This is a genomic window from Branchiibius hedensis (assembly GCF_900108585.1).
Classification (GTDB): domain Bacteria; phylum Actinomycetota; class Actinomycetes; order Actinomycetales; family Dermatophilaceae; genus Branchiibius; species Branchiibius hedensis.
The window spans coordinates 3,070,019-3,093,481 of sequence record NZ_UESZ01000001.1; the positions used below are offsets into that span (position 1 = coordinate 3,070,019).

The 23,463-nt window shown below is 66.0% G+C and carries 25 protein-coding genes; 9 read left to right on the forward strand and 16 right to left on the reverse strand.

The window, feature by feature from the left end; translation table 11 throughout:
* Positions 1 to 2: 2 nt before the first annotated feature.
* From DR843_RS14865 to DR843_RS14900, 8 genes are all read left to right on the forward strand, one after another.
* Positions 3 to 785, forward strand: coding sequence for an SDR family oxidoreductase (locus DR843_RS14865; protein ID WP_109687046.1), 783 nt, complete (start codon positions 3 to 5; stop codon positions 783 to 785).
* A complete protein-coding gene (locus tag DR843_RS14870) occupies positions 782 to 1,243 on the forward strand; it encodes a nuclear transport factor 2 family protein (protein WP_109687048.1) in 462 nt (153 codons plus the stop codon). The genes DR843_RS14865 and DR843_RS14870 overlap by 4 nt, the downstream gene beginning before the upstream one ends.
* A complete protein-coding gene (locus DR843_RS14875; RefSeq protein ID WP_109687050.1) occupies positions 1,240 to 2,097 on the forward strand; it encodes a fumarylacetoacetate hydrolase family protein in 858 nt (285 codons plus the stop codon). Before DR843_RS14870 ends, DR843_RS14875 begins: the two co-directional genes overlap by 4 nt.
* A 4-nt stretch (positions 2,098 to 2,101) precedes the next feature.
* Positions 2,102 to 2,497 (forward strand): RidA family protein, encoded by a 396-nt coding sequence (locus DR843_RS14880; RefSeq protein WP_109687052.1) that lies wholly within the window; start codon positions 2,102 to 2,104, stop codon positions 2,495 to 2,497.
* Positions 2,494 to 3,726, forward strand: a complete 1,233-nt coding sequence (locus tag DR843_RS14885) for an MFS transporter (RefSeq protein ID WP_109687054.1) — start codon at positions 2,494 to 2,496, stop codon at positions 3,724 to 3,726. The genes DR843_RS14880 and DR843_RS14885 overlap by 4 nt, the downstream gene beginning before the upstream one ends.
* A 16-nt stretch (positions 3,727 to 3,742) precedes the next feature.
* The gene (locus DR843_RS14890; protein ID WP_109687056.1) at positions 3,743 to 5,215 is read left to right on the forward strand and encodes an NAD-dependent succinate-semialdehyde dehydrogenase; all 1,473 of its coding nucleotides are present in this window, start codon (positions 3,743 to 3,745) and stop codon (positions 5,213 to 5,215) included.
* A 30-nt stretch (positions 5,216 to 5,245) separates the two neighbouring features.
* A complete protein-coding gene (locus tag DR843_RS14895) occupies positions 5,246 to 6,430 on the forward strand; it encodes a DUF3500 domain-containing protein (RefSeq protein WP_109687058.1) in 1,185 nt (394 codons plus the stop codon).
* 132 nt (positions 6,431 to 6,562) lie between these two features.
* Entirely contained in the window at positions 6,563 to 8,365 is a 1,803-nt protein-coding gene (locus tag DR843_RS14900; protein WP_170119883.1) for a tannase/feruloyl esterase family alpha/beta hydrolase, read from the forward strand.
* A gap of 137 nt (positions 8,366 to 8,502) precedes the next feature.
* On the opposite strand, the gene DR843_RS14905 is transcribed toward DR843_RS14900, so the two are convergent.
* The 10 genes from DR843_RS14905 to DR843_RS14950 form a co-directional block, all read right to left on the reverse strand.
* Positions 8,503 to 9,507 (reverse strand): amidohydrolase family protein, encoded by a 1,005-nt coding sequence (locus DR843_RS14905; protein ID WP_109687060.1) that lies wholly within the window; start codon positions 9,505 to 9,507, stop codon positions 8,503 to 8,505.
* Positions 9,504 to 10,421, reverse strand: coding sequence for an NAD(P)-dependent oxidoreductase (locus tag DR843_RS14910; RefSeq protein ID WP_109687062.1), 918 nt, complete (start codon positions 10,419 to 10,421; stop codon positions 9,504 to 9,506). The genes DR843_RS14905 and DR843_RS14910 overlap by 4 nt, the downstream gene beginning before the upstream one ends.
* Positions 10,418 to 11,407, reverse strand: a complete 990-nt coding sequence (locus DR843_RS14915; RefSeq protein ID WP_109687064.1) for a VOC family protein — start codon at positions 11,405 to 11,407, stop codon at positions 10,418 to 10,420. The genes DR843_RS14910 and DR843_RS14915 overlap by 4 nt, the downstream gene beginning before the upstream one ends.
* A complete protein-coding gene (locus DR843_RS14920; protein WP_109687066.1) occupies positions 11,404 to 12,489 on the reverse strand; it encodes a PrpF domain-containing protein in 1,086 nt (361 codons plus the stop codon). The genes DR843_RS14915 and DR843_RS14920 overlap by 4 nt, the downstream gene beginning before the upstream one ends.
* Positions 12,486 to 13,202 (reverse strand): 4-carboxy-4-hydroxy-2-oxoadipate aldolase/oxaloacetate decarboxylase, encoded by a 717-nt coding sequence (locus DR843_RS14925; protein ID WP_172461501.1) that lies wholly within the window; start codon positions 13,200 to 13,202, stop codon positions 12,486 to 12,488. Before DR843_RS14925 ends, DR843_RS14920 begins: the two co-directional genes overlap by 4 nt.
* The gene (locus tag DR843_RS14930) at positions 13,199 to 14,044 is read right to left on the reverse strand and encodes an ABC transporter ATP-binding protein (protein WP_425451566.1); all 846 of its coding nucleotides are present in this window, start codon (positions 14,042 to 14,044) and stop codon (positions 13,199 to 13,201) included. Before DR843_RS14930 ends, DR843_RS14925 begins: the two co-directional genes overlap by 4 nt.
* A 1-nt stretch (position 14,045) precedes the next feature.
* Positions 14,046 to 14,831 carry an ABC transporter permease gene (locus tag DR843_RS14935; RefSeq protein WP_109687067.1) on the reverse strand — a complete coding sequence of 262 codons (786 nt, stop codon included), beginning with the start codon at positions 14,829 to 14,831 and terminating at the stop codon, positions 14,046 to 14,048.
* Positions 14,828 to 15,676, reverse strand: coding sequence for an ABC transporter permease (locus tag DR843_RS14940; protein WP_211310257.1), 849 nt, complete (start codon positions 15,674 to 15,676; stop codon positions 14,828 to 14,830). Before DR843_RS14940 ends, DR843_RS14935 begins: the two co-directional genes overlap by 4 nt.
* A 64-nt stretch (positions 15,677 to 15,740) precedes the next feature.
* The gene (locus tag DR843_RS14945; RefSeq protein ID WP_245934145.1) at positions 15,741 to 16,718 is read right to left on the reverse strand and encodes an ABC transporter substrate-binding protein; all 978 of its coding nucleotides are present in this window, start codon (positions 16,716 to 16,718) and stop codon (positions 15,741 to 15,743) included.
* A 161-nt stretch (positions 16,719 to 16,879) separates the two neighbouring features.
* The gene (locus DR843_RS14950) at positions 16,880 to 17,515 is read right to left on the reverse strand and encodes a GntR family transcriptional regulator (protein ID WP_109687071.1); all 636 of its coding nucleotides are present in this window, start codon (positions 17,513 to 17,515) and stop codon (positions 16,880 to 16,882) included.
* Positions 17,516 to 17,631: 116 nt separating this feature from the next.
* Here DR843_RS14950 and DR843_RS14955 point away from each other — a divergent pair, with 116 nt between their 5' ends.
* Positions 17,632 to 18,180, forward strand: a complete 549-nt coding sequence (locus tag DR843_RS14955) for a bacterial proteasome activator family protein (protein WP_109687073.1) — start codon at positions 17,632 to 17,634, stop codon at positions 18,178 to 18,180.
* Positions 18,181 to 18,187: 7 nt separating this feature from the next.
* Here DR843_RS14955 and DR843_RS14960 read toward each other — a convergent pair whose 3' ends face one another.
* Genes DR843_RS14960 through DR843_RS14985 form a run of 6 tightly spaced genes read right to left on the reverse strand, consistent with a single transcriptional unit; the run spans position 18,188 to position 23,460 of the window.
* Complete coding sequence (locus DR843_RS14960; protein WP_281268874.1) at positions 18,188 to 18,691, reverse strand: NUDIX hydrolase; 504 nt, start codon at positions 18,689 to 18,691, stop codon at positions 18,188 to 18,190.
* Positions 18,688 to 19,860 carry an AI-2E family transporter gene (locus DR843_RS14965; protein ID WP_109687075.1) on the reverse strand — a complete coding sequence of 391 codons (1,173 nt, stop codon included), beginning with the start codon at positions 19,858 to 19,860 and terminating at the stop codon, positions 18,688 to 18,690. Before DR843_RS14965 ends, DR843_RS14960 begins: the two co-directional genes overlap by 4 nt.
* Positions 19,861 to 19,906: 46 nt before the next feature.
* Entirely contained in the window at positions 19,907 to 20,680 is a 774-nt protein-coding gene (locus DR843_RS14970; protein ID WP_109687077.1) for an ABC transporter ATP-binding protein, read from the reverse strand.
* A complete protein-coding gene (locus DR843_RS14975; RefSeq protein WP_109687078.1) occupies positions 20,677 to 21,672 on the reverse strand; it encodes an ABC transporter ATP-binding protein in 996 nt (331 codons plus the stop codon). Before DR843_RS14975 ends, DR843_RS14970 begins: the two co-directional genes overlap by 4 nt.
* Entirely contained in the window at positions 21,669 to 22,457 is a 789-nt protein-coding gene (locus DR843_RS14980; protein WP_342767200.1) for an ABC transporter permease, read from the reverse strand. The genes DR843_RS14975 and DR843_RS14980 overlap by 4 nt, the downstream gene beginning before the upstream one ends.
* Positions 22,458 to 22,515: 58 nt before the next feature.
* Positions 22,516 to 23,460, reverse strand: coding sequence for an ABC transporter permease (locus DR843_RS14985; protein WP_109687082.1), 945 nt, complete (start codon positions 23,458 to 23,460; stop codon positions 22,516 to 22,518).
* Positions 23,461 to 23,463 lie beyond the last annotated feature (3 nt).

Sequence of the window (23,463 nt, forward strand, 5' to 3'; positions counted from 1 at the left end):
CGATGAATCTTGGCATCTCCGGTCGCGTGGCGTTCGTCGCCGCGTCGGCCCAGGGGCTGGGCTACGCGTGTGCTCGTTCCTTGGCCCGCGAGGGCGTCGCGGTCATTCTCAACGGCCGGGACGCCGAACGGGCAGCCGCCTCCGCGAGCCGCTTGCGCTCGGACATCCCTGGTGCACAAGTCGATTCGGTGGGCGCTGACCTGACGACGACCGATGGCCGATCCACCATCGTGGGCGCTTACCCAAACGTCGACATCCTGGTGACCAACAACGCCGGGCCGCCACCAGGTGAGCTAGCCGATTGGGACGAGACGGCGTTGATTGCCGCCTTGCGGGCCAACGCCGTACCCGCCGTCGACCTGATGCGCGCCTACATCCCAGGTATGCGCGCACGTCGCTTCGGTCGGATCGTGAACATCACTTCGGCCATGGTGAAGAGTCCCGCTGCAGACATGGGGCTGTCCACGTCGGCGCGCGCCGCCCTCACCGCCATCAGCAAGTCGGTGAGCAAGGAGGTCGCCAAGGACAACGTGACGGTCAACAACCTGCTGCCGGAACGCATCGACACACCACGTCAGGAGTTCATGGCCCAGCGACGGATGGAGCGCGAGGGGATCGATCGCGACGAGGCCTACCGCCAGATCGCCTCCACCATCGCGGCACAACGGCTTGGCACACCGGATGAGTTCGGCGACGCGTGCGCCTTCCTCTGCAGCGCCCAGGCAGGTTACATCTCCGGCCAAAACCTGCAACTAGACGGCGGCTCTTACGAAGGCTTGATATGACACGGGTGCAGTACGCCGATGAGCAGGTCCGGGACGAGATCCTCGCCGTCGAGGAGCGGCGGCGAAAGGCGTTGATGAGCAACGACATCGCCGCGTTGGATGACCTCTACGACGACAGCCTCGTGCACATCCACGCGCCCGGCCTCATCCACAACAAGGCACAACTGATGGAACACGTAGCCACCAACCAGGCGTACCTCGACATGCATCGGGGCCCGCTCACGATCCGCGTCGTCGGCGACGTCGCCGTCGTGACCGGACGACTGGTCAACCGGCTGCGTACCAAGGAGGGCGGCGAACGCAGTCTCGGTGGCCCGGTCACCCAGGTGCTGCGCCGCTGCCATGACGGAGCCTGGAGATTCCTCAGCTTCCAGATGACCCCTGACGGCGAACGCGAATGGCCAGCCCTGGCCTCGGAGCGTGCCGACGACGAGAACCCCGCGAAGGAATCCGCATGAAGATAGCCCGTTTCCACCTGCCTTCGGACGAGCGCAGCCGCCTTGGCCGCGTCGACGGCGACCACATCACCGATCTGTCCGCAGTCCCCGGTGTCGGATCCTCGCTGCGCGAGATCCTTCCTCACCTGCCCGACCTCAAGGTTGCGATCGAGGCAGCGGAGGGCACGACGTACCCGCTGAACGACGTGACGCTCGAGCCGCCGATCGACTCACCGCAGAAGTATCTCGGTATCGGGATGAACTACCGCGAGCACGCCGAGGAAGCCCGCCAGGCCGGGATACCGATCCCGACCAGTCAGATGTGGTTCAACAAGCAGGTTTCCTGCATCGTCGGCCCGTACGACGGAATCGAGAAGCCCTCCCTCTCCGACGAACTCGACTATGAGATCGAACTCGGCGTCGTGATCGGCCAGCAGTGTAAGAACGTCTCCGTTGAGGACGCCCGCTCGGTGATCGCCGGCTACCTGGTCGCCAACGATGTCTCCGTGCGGGATTGGCTGCAAAAGAAGAGCCCCACCTTCACCCTGGGCAAATCCTTCGACACCCACGGCCCCATCGGCCCGTGGCTGACCACCGACGACGAGATCGACGATCCGCTGGCGTTGCACATGAGGCTCACCGTTAACGGCGAGGTCCGCCAGGACTTCACCACCGGCGACATGATCTACGACATCTACGAGCAGATCGCCTACCTCACCCAGGTGATGACGCTCATGCCGGGCGACATTCTCGCGACAGGGACGCCGGCCGGTATCGGGGCGCCCACCGGTCGCTTCCTCAAGGTCGGCGACGTCGTCCGTGGCGAGATAGAGCACCTGGGCGCCATCGAGAACGTCGTCGTCGAGGGGGCCTGACACCATGGGTCGGCGGGTCAGCATCGAGATCCCCGGATTCAGCCACGCCAATCCGATCCCGGCGGCGAGCCGGATCGGGCCGTTCCTCGCTACGGGCGCTCTGACCGGCCGCGATCCGATGACCGGAGACCTGCCGTCGGATCTGGCTGCGCAGTGCCACAACGTCTTTCGGCACATTCAAGCGGTCCTCAGCGCCGCCGGCGGCAGCCCTGACGACATCCTGAAGGTGACCGTCCACCTGTCGGACTATCGCGACCGGGACGCCCTGAACCGGGAGTGGCTGGCCATGTTCGCCGACCCGGACAGCCGCCCCGCGCGCCAAGTCCTGGCCGCGACCCTCGACGGCGGCTGCCTGATCCAGTGCGACCTGCTTGCCGTCCTCGACAGCGACGGAACGTGACCGCCCGGACGCCGCATCTGACCGAACAGTCCGCGGCACAGCTTGTTTCATCGCGGAGCGTCATGCTCGTGCTGGCGGTGCTGACCGCGTTGTCACCGTTGTCGATGGACATCTACGCGCCGTCGATGCCGCAGATGCAGCAGGACCTCAACGCTCCGGCGTGGCTGATCCAGGCCAGCATCACCGGGTGTCTGCTGGGTATCGCTGTCGGACAGCTGTTCTGGGGTCCGGTCAGCGACCGGCACGGGCGACGACCGGTGATCGTCATCGGGATGGTGGGGTGGACGCTCGCCTCTGGCGTGAGCATCTTCGCGGTGTCCGGCTGGATGCTGGTTGCGACGCGTGGGGTCGCGGGTCTCTGCGGTGCCGCAGGAATCGTCGCCGCCCGCAGCGTCGTGCGCGATCTCACCCACGACGCGCATGCCGTCGCCGGTCGCATCGGCGTACTCAGTATCGCCACGGCGCTGGCGCCGATCTTGTCACCCGTGGCCGGCACCTTCATCGCCGGATGGTGGGGCTGGCGCGCGGACTTCGTCGCCATGGTCGTTCTCGGAGTGGTGATTGTGGTCGCGTTCATCGCGCTGGTCCCTGAGTCCCTCCCGGCCGACCGGAGACTCCAGCACGCGACGCCCGTCGGGTCGGCACTGGTGACGGCCGGGCGCAACCGCGAACTGGCCGCGATCGCGGCGTCCCTAGGTGTGCTCTGCATCGGCTTCTACGCCTACATCGCGTCCGTCTCCTTCGTCGTGGAGCAGCAGTTCGGTTATTCACCAAGCGTTTTCGCTCTGGTGTTCGGCACCAACGCCCTGGCGATCCTGGCCGGAAACACCGTGTTCCGCCGACTCGTCCGCACCCGTCGGCCAACTGGCCCCATGGGCGCGGGGCTGCTACTCGGACTACTGGCTGCCATGGCCCTGTGGCTCGGTGCGGCGGTCGACGCGCCCGCTCCACTGCTGTGGGCGGCTAGCACCGTCTACTGCGCCAGCATGGGCCTGGTATTCCCGGGCGCGCACAGTTGGGGCCAGCTCACCCTCGTTGCCAGTGGCGCAGCTTCCGCACTGACCGGTGCAGCCCAGTTCTTCGGCGGCGCCATCGGGTCGCCGGTCACTGGCCTCGTCGGGATCAGCGCCCTGCACTTGGGCATCGTCGCGGCAGTCGCCTCCGCGGTGGCGCTCTCGATCTGGCGCGTTGCCCAGGGCGCTGCCCAAACCCCTACTCCAGCAACATGATTCACGGACGGACTTCATGATTCGCGACTTCGACATACTCCTTGGCGCAGTTCCCGACGGGCTCTTCGTTGCCGGTGAGTGGCGCCGCTCCTCCGACAACGGCACGCTGACGGTCACCAACCCGGCCACCGGGGCCACGCTCAAGACCATCGCCAGCGCGACCGCAGAGGACGCCGCCGCCGCGCTCGATGCGGCCTGCGCAGCAGCCGACAGTTGGGCGGCCACGCCGGCTCGTCAGCGCGGTGAACTGTTGCGACGAACCTTCGATCTGCTGCAGGACCGTGCCGACGAGTTCGCGCTGCTGATGAGCCTGGAAATGGGCAAACCGCTCGCCGAGGCCCGCGGCGAAGTCACCTACGGCGGGGAGTTCCTGCGCTGGTTCAGCGAAGAGGCACCACGGGTGCAGGGTCGCTACGGCACGACGCCGGAGGGTTCGGGCCGAATGATCGTGACCCAGCACCCGGTGGGTCCCTGCTACCTGATCACTCCGTGGAATTTCCCGCTGGCCATGGCGACCCGCAAAATCGCGCCGGCGCTAGCGGCCGGGTGCACGGTCGTGGTCAAACCTTCCGAGCTCACCCCGTTGACGACCCTGCTCTTCGCACGACTGCTGCAGGAAGCCGGGCTGCCCGATGGCGTCGTCAACGTCATCCCCACCCTTGACGCAGCAGCTGTTTCCGAACCCATCATCGCCGACCCGCGGCTGCGCAAACTGTCGTTCACCGGCTCCACGCCGGTCGGCAAACGGTTGCTCGCCCAGGCCGCGAACGGCGTACTGCGCACGTCGATGGAGCTGGGTGGCAACGCTCCGTTCATCGTGTTCGACGACGCCGACCTGGATCAGGCGGTGGATGGAGCGATGGCGGCCAAGTTTCGCAACATCGGACAGGCCTGCACGGCGGCCAACCGCTTCATCGTGCACCGCAGCGTGGTCGACGAATTCACCGCGCGGGTCGTCGACCGGGTCCGCGACTTCCGCACCGGGGCGGGCACCGAGGATGGCGTCACGATCGGGCCGCTGATCGATGACCGGGCCGTCGCGAAGGCGACTCACCTCGTGCAGGACGCCGTCAACCGCGGTGCGAAGACCTGGATCGGAGGGACCGAGCTAGACCGGCCGGGCTCGTTCTTCGCCGCCACCGTCCTCAGCGATGTCGCCCCAGGCAGTGAGATCCTCGGCGAGGAGATCTTCGGACCGGTCCTCGCCATCGTCGCGTTCGACGACGAAGAGGAGGCGGTGCGTATCGCCAACGACACCGAATTTGGTCTGGTGTCATACGTTTTCACCCAAGACCTCGCGCGCGGCCAGCGGATGATCGAGCAGCTGCAGACCGGGATGATGGGCCTGAACGCCGGCGTCGTCTCCAACGCCGCGGCGCCCTTCGGTGGCTGGAAGTCCTCGGGGATCGGCCGCGAAGGCGGCCCGGAGGGCATCGCCGAATACCTGCAGACCAAATACACCCTCACCCCTGACCCCTATCAATCCTGACCCGCATCAACCACTGGATGGAGTACGACGATGACCACCCCTACTGGCAACGGCGCCATGACCTTTCGCGCGCCCGACGCGATCCGCGACATGCTCTTCACGACGTGGTCATTGCTCGGTTCTTTCACCGCCGACCAGAAGAGCCGCGCCCACAACCCCTTTGACGACCCGCGGCGAATCGACTGGGACTTCATCCCCAAACCGGACCGCACCGGGATCCCGCTGTCCGAATTGGACCGACACCAAAAGGTTCTCGCGCACTCGCTGCTGAAGGCCGGCCTGAGTATGCGCGGCTACAGCCAGGCTCTGGCCGTGATGGCGACCGAGAACATCCTGCGTGAGGTGGAAGTCATCGATCGCAAGTTCGGCGTCTGGGCTGCGGACTTCCGCGACCCGGAGGCATACCTGTTCAGCTGGTTCGGTCGACCCGCCTTCGAAGACACGTGGGGCTGGCGGGTCATCGGTCACCACATCGGCTTCAACTACACGATCGTCGGCCAGGAGTTCTTGACGGTCACACCGATGGCGATGGGTGCCCAACCCTTCCCCGCCGGTGTCCTGGACCCGATGGGCGCGAGTCAGCGGATGGCATTCGAGCTCATGGGCCGCCTTTCTGCCGAGCAGCGAGCCGCGGCGCACATTCACGACAAGGCGCCCGCGGACTTCACCACCCGACAGGTCGCCAAGGTCGGTGACATCGAGTTGCCCGACCACGTGGACCTTGGCATCGCCGCCTACGGGATCGACGACGACGACCGCTGGGCGTTGCGCTTCGAGAAGGCTGCTCCCACCGGTCTGAACGGTGCGGAGATGAATGCGGACGATCTGGCCCTGGCCCGGGAGTTGTTGCTCTACTTCGTCGAGACGGTCCCCGAGGAGCTATCCCAGCAGTACCGCCGGTTGGTCGAGGCCGAGTCCCCGGAGCGCCTCACCTTTGCGTGGGCTGGAGGGACTACGCGCGACACGTCGTACTACTTCCGGGTGTCGACGAGTTCCCTGCTAGCGGAATCGGACAACGCGGTCGCGGCTGGCAACCACATCCACTCGGTGTGGCGTGACCTGGACAACGACCTTGGTCACGACCTGCTGCTGAGCCACTACGCCGCAAACGATCATCGTTGGGGCAGTGAGCACCTGCGCCGTCGTCTCGTGAACAGCGTCGACACCGACGCCGACTTCATCGCCGAACGCCGGGCTGCACCATCTCCTGAGTAAAAGATCGTAAATGACTTTGCTTTCGCTATTGTTAACGATTTTGGTAGCGAGTAGTGTCGCCCGACAACGACCGAGGGTCGTTTCGGGCGCCGCTCGACCGGGGCAGCGCATTGAACACAACGAGGTGTCTGCATGAGATTGCTTCTGCGGCTGGATCCCACGAGGTCACGCCCCCGTCCCGTCAGTCGACAGCATCTGCTCGTCGTGCTGATCGTCGCCCTCTTCGCTGCCGTCGCATCCGTGGCTCCGGCGACAGCCACGGCCACGGCAACGAGCACGTCGCCCGCCAAGACGCGCATCGCCGCCAACGGCCTAGCCGAACTCGACTACCTGAAGCCGGTGGTGACGTGCGCTGACGTTCTGGGCATGCACGTCACCGACGACAACGGTGACGCGGTGAAGTTCTCCGCATCGACCGCGGTGACCACTGGGACCACGCAGCCGTACTGCAAAGTCACGGGGACCATCGCGCCGGCCAACCAGTTCGAGATCCATCTGCCGTTGAACGGCTGGTCACAACGTTATGTTCAGACCGGCTGCGGCGGCCTGTGTGGCAGCGTCAACGTCAACGTCACCCAGGGGGCCACCTGCCCGCTCGTCGTCGACGGCAGCCTCGTGACCGCGGCGACGGACATGGGCCACGAAGGCGGGAACGACGGGTCGTGGGCTTTGAACAACCCGCAGGCAGTCATTGACTTCGCGTACCGCAGTCAGCACGTCCTGTCCATCGTGACCAAGAAGGTCATCAAGAAGTTCTACGGCAAGGCGCCGGCCTACTCCTACTTCGACGGGTGCTCCGACGGTGGTCGCGAAGCGCTCATGGAAGCCCAGCGCTACCCCGACGACTTCGACGGGATCGCGGCAGGCGCACCGGCGAACAACATGGCGGTGCAGAACACGATCCACCACGCCTGGAACGTGCTGACCAACCTCGACTCGAGCGGCAAGTTCATCCTGCTGGCAGACAAGTTGCCGATCATCCATGCCGCGGTTCTCGCCAAGTGCGACGGCATCGACGGCGTCAAGGATGGCCTTTTGCAGAACCCGACTCAGTGCAACTTCGATCCGTATTCACTGGTGTGCGCGAAGGGTCAGACCGCCAATTGCCTCACCAAAGCCGAGGCCGGGGTGGTGTGGCGACTGCACAACGGCGCGACGGACAAGAAGGGCACCCGACTCGAACCCGCGATCGCCCACGAGTGGGGCTCGGAGCTGGATTGGACACTGTTCGTTCCGTCGGCGCAAGGACAGACACCGATGAGCGCGAACTTCGCCTTGTCCTACCTGCGCTACCTCGTGGATCCGAACAACCAAAACCCGAACCTGCAGCTGACCGACTTCAAGTTCACGACGCAGGAGTTCTGGAAGGCGGTGCAGTCCTCCAGCTATGAGGCCTCCCTCGATCCGAACCTGACCGGCTTCCAGGCCAGTGGCGGAAAGCTGCTGCTGTGGCACGGCTGGGAGGACCAGCACATCTCACCGCAGAACACCCTGGCCTACTACGACGCGGTCAAGAAGACGATGGGGACGGTGCGGGCGAACTCGTTCGTGAAGCTATATCTGTTCCCGGGTGTCGCACACTGCGGCGGCGGCGAAGGACCCAACCAGTTCGACGTCCTGACCCCTGTCATGGCGTGGACGGAGAGTGGCAGGACACCCACGAAGATCATCGCGTCTCGCATCGACCAGACCAGTGGTGCGGTGACCATGACCCGGCCGGTCTATCCGTACCCGCAGCAGGTGCGGTGGACCGGTAAGGGCAGTACCAACGATGCGAAGAACTTCGTGGCATACACCCCGAGAGTGCTGACCGGCACCGACTACCGCTGGGTCGGTCAGCGACTCTTCTCCGAGGGCTACCAGACCACCTGCACCGTCGACGGGGTGAGCCTGGTGTGCCGGCCTAAGTCGACCTGGTTGACGCGACAGGTCTGATCGTCCGCCAAGACAGCACCCGCCCGGCCTGTGCCGGGCGGGTGCCGTTCCTTGTTCTCAGGCCTTCTCGGTCGCACCCCGGCCGGCCAGTGAGGCCGGTGGGGCCGCTGTTCACGCACCAAGCGCGGCCAATGTCGTCAGCGGATTGTCGTGGGCAGTCGCGGATACACGCGCAACGCATTGCCGCTGAAGATCTCCGCTCGTTGCCGGTCGGTGAGAGCGGCGGATTCGATGTAGCGGCGCGTGTCGTCGAAGTAGTGCCCAGTCATCGGGTCGATCCCACGCACCGCTCCCACCATCTCCGACCCGAAGAGGATGTTGCCGGTGTCGATGACTTCGGTGAGCAGGTCGATGCCCGGCTGGTGGTAGACGCACGTGTCGAAGTACACGTTACCCATCAGATGCTCGGTCAACGGCGGCTTACCCAGCATGTCCGCGAGGCCGCGATAGCGGCCCCAGTGGTAGGGGACTGCGCCACCGCCGTGCGGGATGATCAGTCGCAGATCCGGGAAGTCGGTGAATAGGTCCCCTTCGAGCAACTGCATGAACGCCGTGGTATCCGCCGCCAGATAGTGCGCCCCGGTGGCGTGAAAGGCCGGGTTGTCACTGGCCGACACATGGATCATCGCGGGTACGTCGAGCTCGCACATCCGCTCGTAGACCGGGTACCAGTACCGATCGGTCAGCGGCGGTGACGTCCAGTGGCCGCCACTGGGATCCGGGTTGAGATTGCAGCCCACGAAGCCCAGGTCGATGCACCGTTGGAGCTCCGCGACCGCACGGTGCAACCCGGCGCCGGGGTACTGCGGCAGCTGACAGACCCCCGCGAACCTGCCCGGGAACAGGTCGACGACCCGGGCGATGAGGTCGTTGCACGCCTGCGCCCATTGATCGTTGCTGTCCAGATCACCCTGATGATGGCCCATTGCGGAGGCTCGCGGGGAGAAGATCGTCAGGTCGGATCCGCGCTCGGCGATCAATCGCAACTGGTTGGCCTCGATCGAGTGCCGGATCTCGTCGTCGGTGATGCCTGGGTACGGCGGTGGAGGTGTCCCGCTCGCCAGCGCCGCGAGCTGTTCGGCCCGCCACGTCGTGTGTGCATCAGGCACCGTCGTGTAATGGCCGTGACAATCGATGATCATGTCGGCCGCCCGTGCTCTGGTTCCGGGAATCTCAGTGTTTCGTCGTTCAGCCCGAGCGTGGTCAGGATCGCGTCCAGCAGCCGGATCACATCGGTCGGGTCGTCGAGGTCGACGCGGTCTGCTGCCCACGCCTGGCGCATCACCGTCGACGTCGTCATCGTCGGCGCGACACCGGCGTCGGCGACGGTTTGCGCCGCCTCCGCCATCTCTTCGCTGCGCCGCTGGCCGTGTTCGATCGTGCGGGAGATGAGGTACCCGGCAAACTCGTCCCAGTCCGGTTTGGGGAACAGATTGGAGAATGAGTCCAACACGTCGCGCTCGACGCCGTATCGGCGAGCGGCCAGAAGGGACTCGGTCACCAGCGCCTCCATCCCCTTGATCACGACCGAACGACACAGTTTCGTAGCGGCCGCCCGCCCCACCACCTGCGACGCGACCGAGGCGTGATCGATTCCGAGTTGGGCCGCCGCTTCAAGGAATTCGTTCGCGTAGGGGCCGCCAGGGAGAAACGGTGACCGGAGCCGACGGGGCTGAATGGGCGACATGAGCGCCACCTCGACGTACCGCCCGCCGACTGCTTCGACAGCCGCGAAGGACTCTTGCTTGTGCGCCGGGGAACTGGAGTTAACGTCGACAAAGAAGCTCCCGGGCGCCAGGCCGGGTGCAGCGGCCTCGGTGGCCGGAACGCTGTTGGCGGCGGTGACTGCGCAGATGACCAGCTCGGCCCCGGTCACGGCAGCCGCAGCAGAGGGTGCGGGCGCCAGACCGAGATCGGCCGCGTTGCGACTCGCACGGGAGGCTGGATCGACGAAGGCGGTGTCCCACACCTGCAGCTCGCCAACACCTTCATTTCGCAATTCTTCGGCGAACACCCGGCCGACCTCGCCGAGACCGATCAGCGCGACTGCCCTCACAACAAGATGCCCGGGGTGTACGTGAAATCCTTGGCGCTTTCCAGCGGTGGGGTGCCGTAGGTGTGGAACGACTCAATTGTCTTCAGACCCCACGCCTGCCCCTTGGCCCGCTCAGCCTCCGTCCAGGTGACGACCTTCCAGTCGGGGGCTAGCACCAACCGGGTCAGCGGATTGCACAATTCGATCCGGTTGCCACCCGGTTCGAAAACGTAGAGGAAGAACGTCTGCTGGATCGCGTGTTTGTGCGGTCCGGTCTCGATCGGCACGCCGTTGTCCAGACACAGGTCGGCCGCCCGCAGGATGTCCTCGCGGTTCTCGGTGGCGAACGCAAGGTGGTGCAGGCGCCCGTTGCTGCCGGTCCAGTCTTCCGTGTAGACGACGTCGTAGGACTTGTTGGTATAGGTCATCCACCGGGCGGCGATCCGGCCGTCGTCCATCTGGATCTGCTCGGTTACCCTGGCGCCGAGTAGCTCGGTATGGAAGTTGGCGGCTGCCTCGACGTCGGAGGCCAGAAAGTTGATGTGGTCGAAGCGCCGTACGCCGACCCCGCGATTGGGTTTGGCCTGCGGTTGATTCTTCAGACCCGGCCGCAGTTCCTCCGGCGCTTGGTACCAGGTGGTGTCGAAGTACAGCGCGATCTCGTGACCGTCTGGATCGCTGGTCACAAAGGTCCGACCGGTGCCGGCCAATCCGTCCTCCCAGCGACCCTCCCGTCCAGCCGCCACCAGGTCGGCCACCCGTGCGTCGAGTGCTTCGTCGCTGGTGCACCGCAACCCGAGCCGGCCGATGCCTGAAGTGGTTGCGTTCCGGATGACGATGCTGGTCTGCTCGTAGTCGTCGAACGTGCGCACGTGCGCCGTCAAGTCGTCGCGGTAGGTGGTCGTCATTCCCAGGATGTTCTCGAAGAACCACACGGTGCCGTCAAGGTCCGGAGTCCGAAGCTCGGCGTACCCGAGATGGGCGATCTGGCCCCGGGGTGAGCTCATGATGAATGTCCTTTCGTATCAGTGGTTCTGAGCGGCGCGGGGTAGACCGTGCCCGACATGATGAGCCGTGCGGTGCGCACCACCTCGATGGATCTGACTACACCGGCTTCCTCCGGCACCGATTCCACGTACAGGCCAAGGAATCCCGTCGGATGCTCAATCCGTAACTCCTCACCCCGATCCGGTGAGCGCGCCAGCTGCGCTGCGACGGTTCCCGGTGTGCGGACGGCCGCCGCCACGCTGGCAGCCCCGAGCACCCCGATGGCTTGGTGCACCCGGTGGGGAATGAAGCTGCGGGTGCTGATCACGCCACCCTCCTTCGGTGCCGACAGCAGCACGATCTTCGGCGTGGTCGTGGTCTCCGGCCTGCCCGTCAGGCCCATGAGAGCAAACGCTTCGGCGCGGATCCGAGCTACCCTGTCGGTCAGCCGCGCGGCTGTTTCGAGGTCTGCCGGACGTTCGTCGCCGCTGACTCCCAGATCGTCGGCCCGCACCAGGACCGACGGCATTCCGGCGTCGACGAGGGTGGCCTGCAGACCATCGACAACGTCGATCGGCCGACCGGTAGGCAACAACGGACGGCCGGCCCTCGCCAGTGAAACGACCACCGGCGCTGCCGACCCTGGCACGCCGGAAATCCGCGTGGACCCGTCGTAGGTCACCTCGCCGCCCGGGGTGTCGACGCGGATCCGGGCGATGTCCCCGGTGTTGACGAAGCGGACCCGCGCGACTGTATGCGGGTCGCCGGCAGGGAACAGCTGCCTGGTCACCGCGAACGGCAGCACCGTTGCCAGCATGTTCCCGCAGGTCTGTGACGCCGACACCACCGCCTCGTCGACCGCCACTTGCAGGAACAGATAGTCCAGGTCCGCATCGTCGTCGGTTGCCGCACTGACCACCGCCACTTTGCTGGTCAGCGGATGCGCGCCACCAAGTCCGTCGATCTGGCGCACATCGGGGCTGCCCATGATGCGCAGCAGCAGTGCGTCGCGCGCGACGGGATCCGAGGGCAGATCATCGGCGAGGAACACCGCGCCCTTGGAGGTTCCGCCCCGCATGAGGGCGCACGGGACGCCAGTCACCTCTGCTCCGTCGCGTGGTGGTCGCCGTAGCTGCGGTACGTCACACCAAGGTCGGCCAGGGTCTGTCGCAGGCCATACCGGTCCAGGCCCAGCTCACCCTGTAGGAACGCGGCGCGCGTCAAGGCTTCCTTTTCGACCCGGGCTTTGGCTGCCTCGAGGGTCGCGGAGGCTGCTTCACGTCGGACCACGACCACACCGTCGTCATCGGCCACGATGATGTCGCCGGCGTCGATCGACTGACCGGACACCACCACAGGGACGTTGACCGAGCCCGGCGTCGCCTTCACCGACCCCTCCGTGCTCACGTGGCGGCTCCAGACCGGGAACCCCATCTCCCGCAGATCGGCGGTGTCGCGCACACCGGCGTCGATGACCAGGCCGATCACCCCGCGGTAGCGCAGCGCCGTGGCAAACAGATCGCCGAACATCCCGTGAGTCGACGGGGCGGCCGTTGCCACTACGAGCACGTCACCGGGTCCGCACTGCTCCACGGCCGCGTGGATCATCAGGTTGTCGCCCGGCCAGCACCGGACCGTCACCGCACTTCCGGCTATCCGGGCACCGGTCTGGATCGGCCGAAGGTCCGGCCCGAGCGCACCGATCCTGCCCATCGCCTCGTGAACGGTGGCGGCTCCCATGGTCGCGAGCTGGTTGACGACGAGTTGCTGCGCCCGCGGCGGATCGGTGAGGATCACCGGCTGGTCGGCAGTCACACCGCCTCCGCCCGGCCGGCTTCGTGAACCACTCGATCGGCCTCGGAGTCGGGTCGTTGTCCCTTCTTGGCCCGCTGCACCAGATCCCAGATCCGGCCACGCAACTCACCGAATCTCGGGTCGGATCGGGTGGTGAGCTGGTTGCGCTCCTCCGGAAGATCGATCAGCACGTCTTCCATCAGAACGGTCGGCCGGTTCGACAGCACCAACACCCGCTCCCCCAGGTAGACCGACTCGTCGATGTCGTGGGTCACGAAGAGGACCGTCACCCCGAGCCGCCGCCACAAGGACCGCACCAAATCCTCCAGATCGGCCCGCGTCTGGGCGTCCACCGCCGCGAACGGCTCGTCCATGATCAACACGCTCGGTTCATAAGCAACCGCCCGGGCGATCGCCACCCGCTGCTGCATGCCGCCGGACAGCTGCCAAGGGTGGGCATCTCCGCTATCGGCCAACCCCACTGCGTCCAGTGCCGAATCCACGGCCGCCTTGCGCTCGCTCTTGCCGAGCCCCTTCTCCTTAAGCGGCAATTCGACGTTCTGGCGCACGGTCATCCACGGAAACAGACTGCGGCCGTACTCCTGGAAGACCACAGCCATCCCGGCGGGAGGCCCGGTAACGGGTTGCCCGTCCAGTTCTATGACTCCGGAGCTGACCTCGAGAAGACCCGCAATACACCGCAACAGCGTCGTCTTGCCAGCCCCGGAGGGCCCCACGACACAGACCAGTTCTCCCTTGCCAACGGACAGTGTCAGCTCGCGGATCGCTTCGACGGTTCGCGTGCGGCTCTGGTACGTCTTCGCAACCCGGTCCAATCGCAGGGCCGGAGTTTCCTTGGTCACATCAAGCTCCTCGTTCGAGATTCCGCTGGCCGAAGTACCAGGCCAGCAAACGGTTTTCGACTACCCGGAAGACAAGCGACAGCACGAAGCCGATCACGCCGAGCAGGATGATCCCGGTCCACATCTGAGGGACGGCGAAGCTGCGCTGGAACTGCACGATCGCTGCGCCCAGTCCCCTTGTGGCACCGAACAGTTCGCTGATGACCATGAGGATCACCCCGATGGACAGCGCCTGCCGCGCCCCAGCCAAGATGCGCGGACTGGCTCCGGGCAGCACGACGTACGTCATACGTCGCCAGAAGCCCAGGCGGTAACTGGTCGCGGTGTCGATCAACACCGGGTCCAGGCCGCGGACTCCCTCAACGGTGTTCAGCAGGATCGGCCACAACGACCCCAGAGCAATGGTCACGATCTTGGACACGGAACCGGTGTAGCCGGTGAACAGGGCGATCACCGGGATCAGCACCGGGGGTGGAATCGCGCGAAAGAACTCCAGGGTCGGTTCCGTGAAGGCGCGGACGAACCGGGACAGACCGATGGCGGCTCCCAGAGCGATACCCACCACAACGGCGATGGCGTAGCCGGTCGCGAGCCGAGTCAAGCTCGGCACGACGTCGTTGATCCAGCGGTCGGCGTTCCAGGTGTCGGGGAACGCCTGCAGGATGTCCTTCAGCGGCGGCCAGAAGAAGCTCGTACTGTTGGCGGTCAGCACCCACCACAGCGCGATCAGGACGATCGGCAGTGCGACGGCCGCCAGCACGCGCCGGCTCACGCTACCCGGCTTCATGCCGCGAACCTGCGCACCGACGGGTGCCACGACAGCACGCGCCGCTCGACCAGCCGGGCGGCCAGGTTGATCGCCAGCCCGATCAGTCCGACGACGATCACGAGCGCGTAGGTCTTCGCGACGGCGTTCGACGACTGGGCCACCCCGATGTCCCGGCCGAGACCCGGCACCCCGATGACCAGTTCGGCGGTGACCTCCAGCACTAGTGCCACCGCGGCGGCCAGTCGGAACCCGGTGACGACGTAGGGCAGTGCGGTCGGCCACACCACCGTCCGCGCGGTGGTCAGCCGTGAGAACCGGTAGGAACGGGCGGTGTCCCTGGCGACCGGATCGACGTCGGCCACGCCGTACAACACCTGCACCAGCACCTGCCATACAGCGGCGTAGACGACCAGGACGATCGACGATTGCGGGCTCGTTCCGAACATCAGGACAACCAGCGGGATGAGGGCGACCGACGGAATGGGTCGCAGAAACTCGATGGTGGAGGCGGTGAACTCCTTCAGCACCGGGACACTGCCGATGACTAGGCCGGCGGCCACGCCGATGATCATCGCGAGCGCCAGCCCGATTGCCCAGCCGCGCAGGGTCTGGGCGAACGACTGCCAGAAGTCGGGGTCCTTCAGCAGTTCGCCGAGGCTCTGCAGAATCGTCGTGAACGGCGGCAGGTAGTCGGGGTCGATGACGCCGGTACGGGTCAGCAGTTCTTCCAGCGCGATGACGACCAGCACACCGGCCAAGCCAAGGCTCGCGTTCGTCCAGCGGTTCTCGCCACCGCGCTGTCGGCGGACCGGTTCGGATGCCTTCGTCGTCGATGACGCCGGTGGGGATTGCAGAGTACTCACCCATTACTCCTCAGGGAGTCGAATGTGCCTACCGCGCAGGGGATCGCTCCTACGCTTAAGCCGGTCACGACGGGAGCAAAGTGCTCAAGTCGGGTTTAGACGTGATCAACTTGTCGGTGACCGCCAGGTCGGCCAGCAACGAGATCGAGTCGTCGTTGATCTCGGTGGGCCACTTGGGCAGGGTGATCTTGGCAAGCACGGCTTTGTCGATGTCGGTGTAGGTCGACAGGATGTCCCGCACCGCGTCGCCGTTGCTGTTGGCATACTCCAGCGACTTGTTCATCGCGGTCGTGAACTTGGCGACGATATCGGCGTGCTGCTGCGCGTACTGCTGGGACGTGAAGTACATGGCCACGGTCAGGTTCGGGTCGGTGGCCACGTAATTCGAGACGACCTGAGTCATACCCTGCGACTCAGCCGTGGTCAGGAAGGGTTCGACCACCTGCCCGGCATCGATGTCACCCTTCTTGACGGCCGACACGATGTCGGGAAAGCCGAGCTCGGTGTACTTGATGGTGCTGGGGTCGCCACCAGCATCGCGGACCGCCTTGTTGATCGTCGTGGTGTTGATGTTGTTGAGCGTGTTGACACCGATCTTCTTGCCCTCGAGATCCTTGGCGTTCGTAATCGAGCTGCCAGACTTCACAACCACCGCACCGAAGTCCTTGCCGCTGACGCCCGTAGTGGATACGCCTTCGGCTACTGCCTTGAGCTTCAGGCCTTTCGAACTGGCGAGAATTAGTGAGACCGAGTTGCTGAAACCGAACTGGTACTGGCCACTGACCACCGCGGGGACGATGGCCGCACCACCCTGGGCGGTCTGCAGCTTCACCTCCAGGCCCTCGGCCTTGAAGTATCCCTGCTTGACTCCGAGATAGATCGGGGCAACGTCGACGATGGGGATGACCCCGACCGTGATAGCGGTGGTCCCAGCGGATCCGGAACCGGACGCCCCGGACGAATCACTGCTCGAACCACACGCCGCGAGCGCCCCAGCGCCAGTGACAGCCGCAACTGCGCCCAGCACACCTCGACGCGTCACCTGCACACCTGACAACCCATCCATTGGGTTCCTCCTCGATACCGGCGCCTGCCCACGTTGGGAGACGTGGCTCACACCGTAACAGGATTGGTGACAATGTTGTAGACGAAATGCAGATTAATTTCGTCTACTCGCGCTCGGCACGCTGAGGGTCGCTATCTCTAACCGGCACCCGCCATGCCCTGCAACGCCTCGATCACGGACTCGATGTGGGCCCTCATCGCCGCCTCTGCACCGTCGGGGTCGCGGGCGGTGACCGCCTTAATGATGTCCAAATGCTGGACGAGCGACACAGAAGAACGCCCGGGCACCCGCGAGAGTGCAAACTGGTGGCGCACCAGTTGGGCATGCAGTTGGGCGATGATTCGATTCGCCGTCTCGTGGTGGGCGATGTCGCGGAGCGACTGGTGCAATTCGGCATTGAGGTTGCTGTAGATCGTCGGCTCCCCCGCTTGCACTGCGGACCGCATCCGCTTTCCGATGTCCTTCAGGTGCCGGATCTGCGTTGCGTCTACCTGTGACGCGGCTAGGCGGGCGACCAGACCCTCCACCACCATCCTGATCTGACTGATCTCCACCGCCTCTTCGAGGCGCACCTCGCGGATCCGGGCGCCTACGTTTGGTTGCCGTTCGATGAGACCCTCGGCCTCCAGAGCCTGCAGCGCGGACCGGATCGCGAATCGCCCACCGTTGAACTGGTCGCACAGTTCCGCCTCGACGAGCCGCTGCCGGGGCGCGAAGTCCCCTCGCAGGATCGCCTGGCGCATCTCGTCCTGCACTCTGGTATCGCCAGCCATCTGGATCTCCTCGTCGCGCGGTTGTCCGGTAATCTGAACAATATTGTCAACATTCTGTCAACGTCCGCGTTACCCACGCACTCAGGGCGGTCCAGCAAGACGGCAAGATGGCTCTTATGACCGACAACGAGCAGCAGGCCGTTTCCGGCGTCGTGCACCAGGACGACGACAAGGTGGTCGTGGTCACCGAGAACGGCATGGGTGTCGCCCCCAACGAGGAGCCGACCGGAACTGATGAACCCACCAGCCCCGCGGACCTGGTCGAGCAACCGGCCAAGGTGATGCGGATCGGCTCGATGATCAAGCAGTTGTTGGAGGAGGTGCGCAGCGCGCCGCTGGACGAAGCCGGCCGCAAGCGCCTGGCCCAGATCCACGAGCAGTCGATCAACGAACTCAAGGACGGTCTGGCCCCCGAGCTCGTCGAGGAGTTGGACCGGATCGCCCAGCCGTTCAACGAAGAGTCACCCAGCGACGCGGAGTTGCGGATCGCGCAAGCCCAGTTGGTCGGGTGGCTCGAGGGCCTCTTCCACGGCATCCAGACCGCGATCGTGGCCCAGCAGATGGCCGCGCAGGCGCAGTTGCAGGCCATGCGCCGCGGTCTGCCGCCGGGCTCGACCCCACCCCCGGCCGCCGAGCCGGGTCACTCCACCGGCCAGTATCTATAGCGCCGGATCAGTCGGTCAGCACCCTGCCCGGGCCTGGATCGCCGTACGCCGCGTGTAGCGCTTTGAGGATCCGTCGCGTTGATTTGTCGGCCAGTTGGGGGTCCCACGTCGACGGGTCGACCCACTCGTAGGACACGGCCTCGCTGGCCGGGCGAATCGTGGGCTCGGTGTCGCAGACGATCCGGAAGATCACGTCGACCTGGCGGCGGCGGGTGGCCACGGACACGGCGTACACCGCGCCGCTGGTGACCCGCAGACCGGTCTCTTCGAGCACTTCCCGCACCACGGCCTGCTGCGGCGTTTCGCCCCGGTCGACTAATCCGCCCGGCAGGGACAGACCCCGGCGGTGCAGTTGGCGCAGTGCAAGGATCCGGTCGCCGTGTTCGATGACCGCGATCGCCCCCATCGTGAAGGACGGCGTCACCAGGTGCACCATCGGTGCCGTGACCACTGACGGCAGCCAGCGGTAGAGCCGCAGGCCCGCCGCCCGGGTGCGCGACGGCTGGGTCACGCGGGGTCCGGCCCGGGCAGGCGATGCTCCTGCCCGTGTGGCACGACCGGCGGGTGCTCGGCGATTTCCTCGGGCACGTGGCCCTCGATCAACGGATCGATCTTGCCCTGGTTGAACTCACGCATCGCTCGCATGGCGTTGTTGACCACGGCGATGAACGGCACCGCGACGAAGGCCCCGAAGACCCCCGCGAGCAACGTGCCCCCGGTGACTCCGACCAGGATCGCGAACGGGTGGATGTCCACGGCCTTGCCCAGGATCACCGGGTTGAGCAGGTTGCCGAACAGCTGCACAATCAGCACCAGCATGATGGCCACCACGATGGCCGTGGTGATGCCCTTGGTGACCAGAGCGATCAGGACGACCACGGCTCCGGCGACGAGGACACCGACCATCGGCACCAACGAACCGATGAAGAGCAGCACGGCCAGCGGCACCACCAGCGGAAGTCCGGCGATCATCATCACCGGCACCATCGCGACGGCGTTGACGGCGGCCAGCAGCACCAGGCTGCGCATGTAGGCGGTCAGGGTGCGCCAGGCGGCGGCACCGCCGGCCCACACATACCCCTCGGTGTCGTCGGGGAAGAACTTCACGAACCAGCCGAACATCTTGCCGTTGTCCAGCAGGACGAACAGCACGGCGAAGAGGGTGAAGACCGCTCCGGAGACGATGCCGATGGCGGTGTTGGCGCTCTCCCAGGCTCCGGAGGCGATCTGGTTCTTGTACTGCCCGATCGTCTGACCCAGATGGATCGTGTACTTGTCGGCTTCGCTGGACGACATGTGGACCGGACCGTTGACCAGCCAGTCACGGATGGTGGTCATGGACGCGGTCAGTTGCTGGCCGATATTCGTCTGCGACTGCGCGATCTGTGAGATCACGAACCACAACGCCAAACCCAGCAACGCGATGCCGACGATGTAGACCACGATCGCGGCCACCGCGTGCGGCAGGCCGCGCCGATCCAACCAGGCGACCGCAGGCTGGAGCAGCGCGGTGATCATGATCGCGATGGTCACCGTGATGGTGACCAGGGAGATGGAGTTGAGCAGCCACACCAACGCGATCAGGAAGGCGATGATCGTCAGCAGGCACACCGACCACAGCGCCGCAACCTTGATTCCGAAGGACACATCGTCCGACGCCCGACGGGGCCGCTGATTCATACCCCCGATCCTGCCACGGGCAGATCACCCACAGGCGCTGCGCGGTTCACCCCGCACTGGGCAGTCGCCAGCCGGGGCGCGGCGTGGCGTCCAGCAGGGACCGGGTGTACGCCGCTTCGGGAGCACCCAGCACCTGGTCGGCACTGCCGTACTCGACGGCTCGCCCACCCCTGAGCACGAGCACCTCATCGGCAATCTGCCGCACCACGGCGAAGTCGTGCGTGATGAACAGGTAGGCGGTGCCCGATTCCCGCTGGACCCGGTTCAACACGTTGAGCACCTGCGCTTGCACCGAGACGTCCAGGGCCGAAACCGCCTCGTCCAGCACCAGGACGTCCGGGTCAGCCGCCAGTGCGCGAGCGATGGCCACCCGTTGCCGCTGTCCCCCGGACAGCGACCGGGGCAGCAAACGCGCGTGCTCGCTGCTCAATCCCACCAGGTCGAGCAGTTGCGTGGTGCGGGCAGACCGGTCGGCCCGGCTCATGCGTCCCGCCAACGTGACCGCCTCATCGAGGGCGCTGCCGATGCTCTGCCGGGGATCGAGGGTCGAGTAGGGATCCTGCGGGACCAACTGCAGTCGCGAGCCCCGTCGAGTACGCCGATCGGCAGCTCCCGCTTCCGCCACCAGTTCCACGCGGCCCGAGGTGGCGCTCGTCAGCCCCGTCACGACGGCCCCGATAGTCGACTTGCCGGCACCCGACTCGCCGACCAGGGCGAGGGTCCGACCCCGTCCGAGGGTGAACGACACGTCCGCCACTGCGGTGAAGTCGGCGTACCGCTTGGTCAGCTGCTCGACGATCAGGACCGAATCACGGGTCATTGCAACTCCAGTCGTAGCGGCAGTTCGGCATCGAGGGCACCGGACTGCACCTCGGACGCCCGGTGGCAGCGGACCTGTGACGAGCCAACCGTCTCCATCCCGGGCAGCGTTTCGGAACACACCGGCAACGCCACCGGACAGCGCGCCGCGAACGGGCAGCCGTCGCCAGTGCGGGCGGCCGGGGCCGGAACGCCAGGGACGGTAGGGATCGTCTCGAGCCGGTGGGTCAACGGTGGACGCGCAGCTAGTAGCGCGCGCGTGTAGGGATGGACGGCCGCGTCGGGAAGGGTCGTTGCCGGGCCGACCTCGAGGATCCGACCGCCGTACATCACGGCGATCCGATCGCACACCGCTGCCGCCAGATCGAGGTCGTGGGTGACGAAAATCATTGCGGCAGAGTTCTTCTCCCGCAGGCCGTCCAGCAGCCTCAGCACCTCCGCCTGCGTCGTCACGTCCAGTGCGGTGGTCGGCTCGTCGGCCAGGATGAGCCGCGGCTGCTCCATCACGACCGAGGCGATCATCACCCGCTGGAGCAGGCCACCGGACAACTCGAAGGGGTACTGATCCATTCGTCGCTGCGGATCGGAGATCCCCATCGCCTGCAACACATCGAGCGCCCGGTCGGTGGCGTCCCGCAGTCCGGAACCACTGTCCTTGGCGCGCTCCACCATGTAGCTACCAACGGTGTGCAGCGGATTGATGGCCGTCCGTGGATCCTGGAACACCATTCCGATCGACTGGCGGTGCGCGCGCAGCTGCCGCTCCCGCAGTCCCAGCACGTCCGTGCCAGCCAACCGCACCTCGCCGGTCGCTCTCGCGCCCGGGGGCAGCAGCCGCGTCAGACACCGCAGGGTCATCGACTTGCCGGAGCCGGATTCGCCTACCAGGCCGAGAGATTCACCGGTGGCGACGCTCAGGCTGACCCCACGCAACACCGGCTGGCCACCGATGGTGAGCCCGAGATTGTCGATCTCGACGAGCGGGTCGGTCACAGGTCCTCCCCGGACGTCGCGGTGTTGAGGGTGAACAGCGAGAGGACGGTGAGGACGATCATCACCGCCGCGGAGATGACGCCCATGGGATGCCCCTGCAGGAGAGCGTCGCGATCGCTGACCATCACGCCCCAGTCGGGCGTTGGCGGTTGCACGGCCAGACCGAGGAAGGACAGCGACGCGAGGTCGATCAGCGCGTAGGCGAAGGCCACGGTCGCCTGACCGGCGATCAGCGGGCTGAGGTTGCGCAGGATGTGCCGGATCGTGATCCGGGACGCCGGATGGCCCTGCACCTCCAGGGCCCGCACGTAGGGCAGGAATCGCTCCCGGTGCGCGGCAGCCAGCACCACCCGGCCGGTGTAAGGCAGGTAGGCGATGGCCAGGGCACAGACCGCCGCCGTGAGGCCGGTGCCGAACATCGCGACGGCCAGAATCGCCAACAGGATCCCGGGGATGGCGAAGAGAATGTCGAACAGCCGACTGATCAGGAACGAGGTCTTCCCGCCGCGCCATGCGGCCACCAGGGCCAAGGGAACGCTGGCGACCAGCGACAAGGCGATGATCAGCGCAGGGCCGGCGAGCGCCGTACGGGCACCGAACATCAACCGCGAGGCGATGTCCCGCCCGGTGCCGTCGGTCCCCAGCCAGTGCTGGGCACTGGGTCCCTGATAGATCGACATCAGGTCCGTGGCCTCCGGGTCGTGCGGAGCCAACAGCTGCGCGAAGATCGCCATGGTCGTCACGAGGAGCAGGAAACCGGCCGCGCACCACCCGGCCAGCCCCAGCCGGGGCGGCCGACGGTCAGGAAGGTACGCCGAGTGCCGACTGCCACTGGAATTGCACTCACGTGGTGGCCACCTTCCGCGTCCGTGGGTCGAGCATCGCCGAGAGCACGTCCGCCAACAGGTTGAGCACGATGAAGGCCGCCACGATGATCAACGAAACCGCCTGCACCACAGGGAAATCCTTCTGCTGGACGGAGCTGATCAAGAGTTCACCGAGGCCGCCGAGCCCGAACGCCTGCTCCACCACCACCGCTCCGGCGACGAGGCCGGCGATCTGCAGACCGGTCACCGTCACGATCGGCGCGGCCGCGTTGCGCAGCACGTGACTGCGGATCAACCGCGGCCGGCTGATCCCCCGCATGACCGCGTTCTGCACGTGGTCGGAGCGCAGTTCCTGCCGCGCGGAGGCACGCGACACCCGCGAGACCAGCCCGCTGGCGATGATCGCCAGCGCCACCGCCGGGAGCGTCAGGCCATGGATCCAGCCGATCGCGCCCTCGCCCAGCCCGTAGCTGGGGAACCAATTCAATTGCACCGCAAACACATACGTCAGCACGCCGCACGCCACGAAGGCTGGTAGCGCCGTGGCCACCGAGGTCACGGCGGTGATGGTCGAATCGACCCAACCCGGTCGCAGTGCGGCGAGTAGTCCGGTGCCGATGCCCAACACCACGATCAGAAACGCGGCGTAGGAGACCAGTGACAAAGTGATCTGGGCCGGGTGGGAGATCCGATCGGCGACCGGTTGCTGGGTGATGATCGAGGTCCCGAGGTTGCCCTGCAGGACGTTGCCGAGCCAGTGGAAGTAACGCAGGAAGACGTTCTCATCCAGACCCATGTAGTGGCGCACCTGCGCTTGCACCTGCGGCGACGGCGGCCGTGAGCCGAAGAGCACCTGCTCGGGACTACCCGGCGACAGGTAGACGCTCAGGTAGATCAGCAGACTCGCCACGAACAGCGTGATCACCACGCCGACGAGTCGCTGGATCAGGAACCGGCGCATCAG